This is a genomic window from Tissierellales bacterium, from assembly GCA_035301805.1.
In the GTDB taxonomy this organism is placed as follows: Bacteria; Bacillota; Clostridia; order Tissierellales; family DATGTQ01; genus DATGTQ01.
In genome coordinates this window covers 1-7177 of sequence record DATGTQ010000181.1, presented here as the reverse complement: position 1 = coordinate 7177, position 7177 = coordinate 1, and the positions used below count along the sequence as shown (strand labels likewise).

General features: G+C 31.6%; 7 protein-coding genes. All 7 read right to left on the bottom strand.

Going from position 1 to position 7177, the window contains the following annotated elements:
* Positions 1 to 848: solute carrier family 23 protein (locus tag VK071_09080; GenBank protein ID HLR35455.1), on the bottom strand; the 848-nt coding region annotated here is incomplete at its 3' end.
* Positions 849 to 3173 carry a molybdopterin cofactor-binding domain-containing protein gene (locus VK071_09075; GenBank protein ID HLR35454.1) on the bottom strand — a complete coding sequence of 775 codons (2325 nt, stop codon included), beginning with the start codon at positions 3171 to 3173 and terminating at the stop codon, positions 849 to 851.
* Positions 3157 to 3624 carry a (2Fe-2S)-binding protein gene (locus VK071_09070; protein HLR35453.1) on the bottom strand — a complete coding sequence of 156 codons (468 nt, stop codon included), beginning with the start codon at positions 3622 to 3624 and terminating at the stop codon, positions 3157 to 3159. Before VK071_09070 ends, VK071_09075 begins: the two co-directional genes overlap by 17 nt.
* Positions 3614 to 4417, bottom strand: coding sequence for an FAD binding domain-containing protein (locus VK071_09065; protein HLR35452.1), 804 nt, complete (start codon positions 4415 to 4417; stop codon positions 3614 to 3616). Before VK071_09065 ends, VK071_09070 begins: the two co-directional genes overlap by 11 nt.
* Positions 4418 to 4646: 229 nt before the next feature.
* On the bottom strand, positions 4647 to 5426 hold the full coding sequence (locus tag VK071_09060) for a Na-translocating system protein MpsC family protein (protein HLR35451.1): 780 nt from the start codon (positions 5424 to 5426) through the stop codon (positions 4647 to 4649).
* Positions 5407 to 6357: a HAMP domain-containing sensor histidine kinase gene (locus VK071_09055; GenBank protein HLR35450.1), complete on the bottom strand. Its 951-nt coding sequence runs from the start codon at positions 6355 to 6357 to the stop codon at positions 5407 to 5409. The genes VK071_09060 and VK071_09055 overlap by 20 nt, the downstream gene beginning before the upstream one ends.
* 75 nt (positions 6358 to 6432) lie before the next feature.
* Positions 6433 to 7177: ABC transporter substrate-binding protein (locus VK071_09050; protein HLR35449.1), on the bottom strand; the 745-nt coding region annotated here is incomplete at its 5' end.

Here is a 7177-nt window from a genome sequence, read left to right as displayed (position 1 = left end):
TCTGTTGCTTCCCTTCCGGCACCGCCAATTGTTATAGCTGATACATCTCCTACTGTTTCAACGGCGGTTACTATAAACATTATCATCATAGGAATAATAGCCCCAGCCCTAAGCTCCATTCCAAAGTAAAATGGCCTTGGTATAGCAAACCATCCTGCTTCTTTAATTGGCCTTAAGTCTACCATGTCCAATGGTAATGCTATTAAATAACCAATTACAATCCCTATTAATATTGATGAAGTTTTCGCAAAACCTGTCGCAAATTGATTTAATAATATAACTATAATTAAAACTATTAAACCAACTAACCAATTTTTAGGTGAAGCAAAATCTGGAGCTCCATTTCCACCAGCTATAGCCTCTATACCTGTCGGTAATAAAGATAAACCAATTGTAAGCACCACTGTTCCCGTAACTATATTTGGAAAATATTTTCTTAAATACTTTAAAAAACATCCTAATACTGCACAAAAAGCTCCTCCTACTAAAGTAGCTCCTAATAAAGCGGCCATTCCAAAGTTTTTAGCTATAACAATATTGGTAGGCAGAAAACCAAAACTTGTTCCCATCATAATAGGCAACCTTGCCCCTGTGTTTCCAATTGGATGAGTCTGCATTAAGGTTCCTACACCAGCTACTATCATGGCAGATTGAACTAATACTACCATGTCTTGCCCCTCAATACCTATTAAACCACCAACAATAATTGCCACGGCTATATTGCTAAGAAACATTGCAAAAACATGCTGCAAACCTAACGGTATTGATTCCTTTAATGGTGGTATACCATCAATTTCGCACTTATTGGTACTCTTTGGGTCTCTTATTAAATTAATAATATTAATCATTTAAAATCCTCCTGTTTTATGATCTTTTTTTAAATCCAAAAATACCTTTTCTGGCGTAGCTGGTAAATCCCTAATCCTCACTCCTACTGCATTATATATAGCATCTGTTATAGCTGGTGCAACTGGATTTACAACTACTTCACCTATAGATTTTGCTCCATATGGCCCAGTTTTTTCATGGCCCTTAGCCAATTCTACCGTTACTTTCCCTATATCTTTTCTAGTAGGAAGCTTATATTCCATAAATGTATCTGTGATTAATTTTCCAGAGCTACTATATTTAACTTCTTCGTACAAAGCTAGACCTATTCCTGTAGTTATCCCACCTTCTATTTGTATAGTTGAAAGCTTAGGATTTATTGGTGTACCACAATCTACAACTCCAACAAAATGGATAACATCTACTTTTCCAGTCTCTAAATCAACTTCTACTTCTGCAAAACCTGACATATATGGCGGTACATTTTTTTCTGGAACGAATGAACCTGTTGTGACTAATTGAGTAAAGAGTTCATTATAGATAATTCTCTTTGAAAAATCCTCTAAACTAATCCATTCACCATTTTTCCTATTTTTAATCCTTTTACCATCAAAAGATATATATTCCTTATTTACTTTAAAGAGCTTTCCTCCATATTCAATAATTGAGTCTACCATTTTTTCAGCTGATTCTATGACAGCGTTTCCAGTAGTATAAGTAGTACTGGATGCATAGGCCCCACTGTCAAAAGGGGTTAAGTCTGTATCTGAAGAATATACAATTATTTTATCTAAATCTACTCCAAGGGTTTCTGCAGCTATTTGGGCCATAATAGTGTCACTACCCGTGCCTAAATCAGTTGCCCCTATTAATAAGCTAAAAAATCCATCAGTATTCAACTTTAAAGTAGCAGATGCCATATCAATTTTAGGCAAACCAGAGCCTTGTTGAGCAATAGCCATTCCTATTCCCCTTACCTTTGTATCACTAATCCTTTTTCTAGGATATTTTTCATCCCATTGAATTAATTCTTTTCCTCTAGATACGCAATGCTCTAGAAGACAACTATCCATGCACATAGGTTTATCTCCCCAATCCTTTGTTGTCATATTTAAAAGTTCAGTAGTTTCTCCCTGTTTTATCATATTTATATTTCGTATTTCAGTTGGATCCATATCTAATTCAATAGCTAATTCATTTACAGCTGATTCTATTGCAAAAGTTCCTTGGGTTACCCCAAAACCCCTAAGGGCAGCACCAGGTACATGGTTAGTATATACAGCTTTACCATAATACCTACAGGCCTCCACCTTGTTATATAAAGGTAATACTTTTTTGCCGGCTGCACCGATAGTTGTTTGACAATGTTCTCCATATGCCCCGGTGTCAGAAATACCTTCCATATCAATAGCTCTTATTCTCCCATCTTTTGTAGCACCTATTACTACATGAAATTTCATTTGATGTCTAGAATTTGTTCCTATGAATACATCTTTTCTCGAATAAACAATCTTTGCAGGTTTCCCAGTTTTCAAAGTTATTAGAGCTGGAAAAAATTCAGCATTTGCTGTTTGTTTAGCACCAAACCCTCCTCCTATTCTTGGTTTAATAACTCTTATTTTACTCTCTGGCATCCCTAAAGCCGTTGATAAAATTCTTCTTAAATGGAAAGGAATTTGAGTTGATGTAACTACAACTAATCTTCCATAGGTGTCTATATAAGTAAAAGCTCTTTGAGATTCCATCATGCCTTGGGCTTGTGCTTGACTACTATAATTTTTTTTAATAATTACCTCACATTCTTTTAAAACTTTTTCCACATCTCCCAACTCAAAATCTGTTTGACATGCAATATTTCTCTCTCTATCAAAACCTACATCCATCAATGCAAAGATATCATCTTCAGGATGAACTAAAGTTTTATGACTATCTGCCTTTTCAAAATCTAATACTGGCTCTAATATTTCATATTCTACCTTTATAAGTTTCATAGCTTTCATAGCAATCTTTTCAGTATCTGCAGCTATTATAGCGACTTCATCTCCTACATGTCTTACATATTCATCTAATATAAACTTGTCATAGGGAGACAACTCTGGATAACATTGTCCTGCTCTTGTAAAAGGCTTTCTGTCTATATCCTTATAAGTTAATATACATTCCACTCCTGGAACTTTTTCAGCAATTTTAGTATTAATATTTTTAATCTTTGCGAAAGCATGGGGACTTCTTAATACTTTTACTATTAATGAATCTTTAGAAGCTAAATCATCTGTATATAAAGGTTTTCCCTCTACTAAACCGTAACCATCAATTTTAGAAAAAGATTTATTTACTATTTTCATAGTTTTTCACCTCAAAATACTTTTTAATGGCTCGTAACTGGCCAGTATAACCTGTGCACCTACATAAATTGCCACTTAAATAATGGAGAATTTCTTCATCTGTTGGCTTATTTAGGCATTTTTCCAAGTATAAAATATTCATTATAAGTCCAGTACTACAATATCCACACTGTTCCACTCCTTCTCTTACTAAATATTCTCCTACTTTTCTTCCCTCTTTTCCTACGCCTTCAATAGTTGTTATCTCATGCCCATCTGCTTTAGCTGAAAGCATTACACAGGACAAAATAGCTTTTCCATCCATATGAACTGTACATGCCCCACAAACCCCTGTATCACACCCTCTTTTTACACTGGTATAGTCGTTATTCCTTAAGGTATCAACTAAATATTCATCAGGGAATATATTAAAAACTTTTTTTATCCCATTAACTTTCATTTTAATCTTCATAACTTTCCACCTCCAACAATGCCTTTTTTACTAAAACACTAGATACATGCTTTCTATACTCCATACTTCCCCTAGAATTAGTTCCAAAAGTTAATTCATTTGAAACCATCTTTCCTGCTTCTTCAGCGTTTTTCTCTGTAATACCATTTTCATCTAAAAATTTCATTGCATTAGTTGCTAAAATTCCTCTACCCGGCCTAGCACCTACTGCAATTTTATGTTTTCCTTCTAAAACTGAAACTGCTACATTTAAAATCGCATAATCTCCTGTAGAGTTTCTCATAGATAAAAAATTTGCTTTTCTTCCATCCTTTTTAATAGTTATACTTTCCAAAATATCTTTTTCTTTAGATCCTTCTTTTAAAAACTCTTCTAATGACAAACTGCCTTGACTATATAGATTCACCTTTGTGTCTAGAGCCAGTAATCCAGTTATCAAGTCAGAAAATCCATACCTTGAATAAACAGTTCCTCCAACTGTAACAATATTTCTTAATTGAATACCTACAATTTCTCTAATAGATTTTTCTAGAACATTATTAAAATAGGTTCCTAGTACTTTTGAATGTTCTATATCACCAAAGGTAGTCATAGCCCCTATATTAAATACGCTTTCCTCTTCAGTAATATAATCTAGTTTTGCTTTTGATAAATCTATAATGTTTGGAATATTTTTTGAACTCATTCTAATAAATGCTCCACCTCCTAATATTACATTCTTTTTCTTTTCCATTAGCAAATCATATGCTTCTCCAATACTTTCAGGTGCTGAATATTCTCTTATGAAAATCAACTTTCCATCTCCCCTTTAACCTGTTACTTTCTAGTACAAAAAATAGGTCAGCTTAAAAGAATTGTTTATTCTTCTAAGCTGACCTATTAAAGCTTAACTCATAAAGTTATCTTTAAATCTTGTCAGTTTTTTAATTTTTATATTAATTAACTCTAGAATAGTCTACATCTTGAATGCATCTATTTTAGCTTTAATTTAGCATAATAATAAAATAATATTTAAAACTAATCTATATAATAGAAAATTTTAAAAAATCTAAATTATCATAGGAACTGCAATACGCCTCTACTAGTTGAGTCTTTGAATCGACAATTTCTTCAATTGTTTTCTCTAAAACCTCTTTATTTTCCATGTAAAATAATTGTCTGTTGTAATCTACAAGACTATAATTTCTATTATTTGAAATCATATTTGTCTCTATAGTAGTTAAAACATCTTCTGACTTTACTTTTATTTCATTTCCCTGAATAAATATACTTATATTTCTAGGCCCTTTTCCTGTATAGCTTTTTAAGAAATAGGCTACTTTTCTACCTATTTCATTTTCCATTTCTTTTTTTCCTTCTCTGTCTACTATAAAATCATTTAAAACTAATTTTTCATATTTATTTTGCAATATTTCTTTAGATAAGCTCTCCATAGTATCTACCATTTGTTCTGTATCGATAGGCTTGACTAGATATTTTACAATTCCTATGTCTACTGCCCTTAAAATTGTGTCACTATCTGAATATGCTGAAATAATTATAACTGGCCCTTGATATCCATTTTGTCTAGACTTTTTAACCATTTCTAAGCCATCCATATTAGACATTTTTAAATCCGTTATTACTATATCTACTTCATCTTCATCTAAAATATTTAACCCTTCAAATCCACTACTAGCTAACAAAAGTTTTCCCACTTTCCTTTTTAAAAACCTTTCTAACTCCCTTCGAGTAAACCTATCATCTTCAACCAATAATACTTTCATGTTATTTAAGACTGCATTAGATTTTATTTCCTCCATGTCCTGACCTCCCTTTAGGAATTATCAAACTCATGGAAACACCTTCTTTAGTATTTTTCCACCTAATCTTTCCTCCCATATTATTTATAATAGTTTTAGACATGTATAAACCTAACCCTGTACCCTTAGATGTAGTTTTAGTAGTAAAATAAGGATTAAATATTTTTTCACTTACCTCATCATTGATTCCACCAGCATTATCAATGATTTCACAAATTGACATACCTTCGGCTTCATATATTAAAATCCTTATTATCTTATTATTTCTATTAGATTTGGATAATGCATCTATAGAATTATTCACTATATTAAATATTACTTGAGAACATTGGTTTTTATAACCATAACCTAATAAAATATTATTCTCTTCTAATATTAATTTTATATTTTGAAACCTTATATTTTCCTCTAAAATATTTAAAGCTAACTTTACACTATCCAATATGTAAAAATTTTCTTTCTCATTTCCTGGTTTTAGAAAATTTCGAAAATCGTCAATAGTCTGTGACATTTGCATTATTAGTAAATGGCTTCTTTCAATTGAAGAATTAAGATACTCCGAATCTAAATCGTCATAATCATAACTATCTTGCATATTAGATAAAATTAAATTTAAATTATTTAATGGCTGTCTCCATTGGTGGGCTATATTTCCTATCATTTCCCCCATAGCTGCATGTCTTGCTTGATGTATTATTAATGCTTCTTTTCTTTTATTCTCTTCTAGTTCTTTTTTAAGTCTTTTATTTTTTTTAGAAATATTTATAATAAAAAATACTATAACTAATGCGAGGATAAGGAGTAAAGATTTGATAATTCTCTTTGTAGCTACTTTATTTCTTTCTAATATTATATTCTCGTAATCAAATATAAACTCCTCTAAATTTATTGGATTATGTATAAGTTCTAATTTCATTAAATTTTCATGCATATCTTTCCACCTATATTGGTTTATGTTTCCTAGTTCTACTATAGGATATAATGTACGTTCTTTTATCTTTTCTGCTTAAAATTTATTATATTCAATAAAATCCTTTTCGCTTTTCAATTCTGGATTAGAAAACTCCTTATCCATTATTTCAATTATTTCATCTGGGTTTTCTAAAGCATATTGCCATCCCTTCATACTAGCTCTTCTAAATCTTTCTACTAATTCTGGATTCTTCATAGCAAAGTCTTTTCTTGTAAACAATGTATCCCCATAGAAATCTATACCATAATCTATAGGTCTTATGGTTTTTAATTTTATTTCATCTTTTCTAGCATAGTACTCAATTATCCCACCGGAATATCCTGGAACTATATCATATTTCTCTTCAACTATATCTTGAACTTTAAACTTTTCATTCTCATTTATTTCAGGAGTTAAACTATTTAGGCCTATGCCTTCATTGATAACCATAGCTTGAAGTTCTATATCTAAAAGATCATTTTCTCTTCTGCCTATATTTAATTCTACTATATCTATAGGAGAATTAAATATAGTCCCTTCCCCTATAAAATAGTTAATTCCACTCCTTTGTAACACCGAAGAAATAACACATAGATCTTCGCCCTTATCCTGGGATAATAAAATATCTGTAGCACCTATGCCAAAATCTACTTTACCCTCTGAAACTTCTTTTGTTACATCTAAAACTTCACTTTCATCTGTACAGCCTGGCCTGATTTCTACAATTAATCCTTCGTCTTCATAATACCCCATCCAATCAGCCGCATAATAGCCAGCAAATTGAAACTGATGATGCCAT

Bases quoted from the DNA above. Each gene is read 5' to 3' on its own strand.
- VK071_09075 (HLR35454.1), bottom strand. From the start codon at position 3,173: ATGAAAATAGTAAATAAATCTTTTTCTAAAATTGATGGTTACGGTTTA.
- VK071_09070 (HLR35453.1), bottom strand. From the start codon at position 3,624: ATGAAGATTAAAATGAAAGTTAATGGGATAAAAAAAGTTTTTAATATA.
- VK071_09060 (HLR35451.1), bottom strand. From the start codon at position 5,426: ATGGAGGAAATAAAATCTAATGCAGTCTTAAATAACATGAAAGTATTA.
- VK071_09055 (HLR35450.1), bottom strand. From the start codon at position 6,357: ATGCATGAAAATTTAATGAAATTAGAACTTATACATAATCCAATAAAT.